This is a genomic window from Mycobacterium sp. 1245852.3 (assembly GCF_001669335.1).
Lineage (GTDB): Bacteria > Actinomycetota > Actinomycetes > Mycobacteriales > Mycobacteriaceae > Mycobacterium > Mycobacterium europaeum_A.
Genome location: NZ_LZLL01000198.1, coordinates 1 through 1104 on the forward strand (window position 1 = coordinate 1; position 1104 = coordinate 1104).

A 1104-nucleotide genomic window follows, 5' to 3' on the forward strand; every position below is an offset into this window, starting at 1 on the left:
TGCGGTGCCCGGTGATGTGCTGGGCGTGGGCAGAGGTTTGTGATGGCCCGCTCGGGCGGCGCCCATCGCCGTCATCGAGCCGTCCGTCAACCCTCCCGTCTCCGTAAAGGGCTGACGCGCACCCTGGGCGCGCTGGTGTCCGTGGCGGCCGTGGGGCTGACCGGGGCCGGGTACTACGTGGCGCACGGCGCGCTGGGCGGCATCACTGTCTCGAACGCCCTGCAGCCCGACGATCCGCGGTCCAGCGGCGACGACATGAACATCCTGCTGATCGGGCTCGATTCGCGTAAGGACCAGGACGGCAACGACCTGCCCTACTCGATTCTGAAGCATCTGCACGCCGGCGATTCCGACGACGGCGGCTACAACACCAACACCATGATCCTGGTGCACGTCAGCGCCGACAACAGAGTCGTCGCCTTCTCGATCCCGCGCGACGACTGGGTGCCCTTCACCGGGGTGCCGGGATACAACCACATCAAGATCAAAGAGGCCTACGGGCTGACCAAGCAGTACGTCGCCCAAAAGCTGGCCAACCAGGGCAACAGCACCCAGAAGGAACTCGAGACCAAGGGCCGGGAAGCCGGCCGGGCGGCGACGCTGCGCGCGGTGCGAAACCTGACCGGTGTGCCCATCGACTACTTCGCCGAGGTCAATCTGGCCGGGTTCTACGACCTGGCGCAGACCCTCGGCGGCGTCGACGTGTGCCTGAACCACCCCGTCTACGACTCGTATTCCGGCGCCGACTTCCCCGCCGGGCGGCAGCGGCTGGACGCGTCCGAGGCGCTGTCGTTCGTCCGGCAGCGTCACGGCCTGGAAAACGGCGACCTGGACCGCACCCACCGGCAGCAGGCGTTCATCTCGTCGGTCATGCAGGAGCTGCAGGCCGCGGGCACGTTCACCAACATCGACAAGCTCAAGAACCTGATGGCGGTGGCGCGCAAGGACGTGGTGCTCTCGGCGGGGTGGAGCGAAGACATGATCCAGCGCCTGGGCGGGCTGGCCGGTGGCAACGTCGAGTTCCGGACGCTGCCGGTGGTGCGTTACGACAACATCGACGGCCAGGACGTCAACATCGTCGACCCGGCGGCGATCAAGGCCGCC

General features: G+C 67.4%; 1 protein-coding gene. It reads left to right on the top strand.

Going from position 1 to position 1104, the window contains the following annotated elements; translation table 11 throughout:
• Positions 1–42: 42 nt before the first annotated feature.
• Positions 43–1104: LCP family protein (locus tag A9W96_RS09000; RefSeq protein ID WP_156765169.1), on the top strand; the 1062-nt coding region annotated here is incomplete at its 3' end.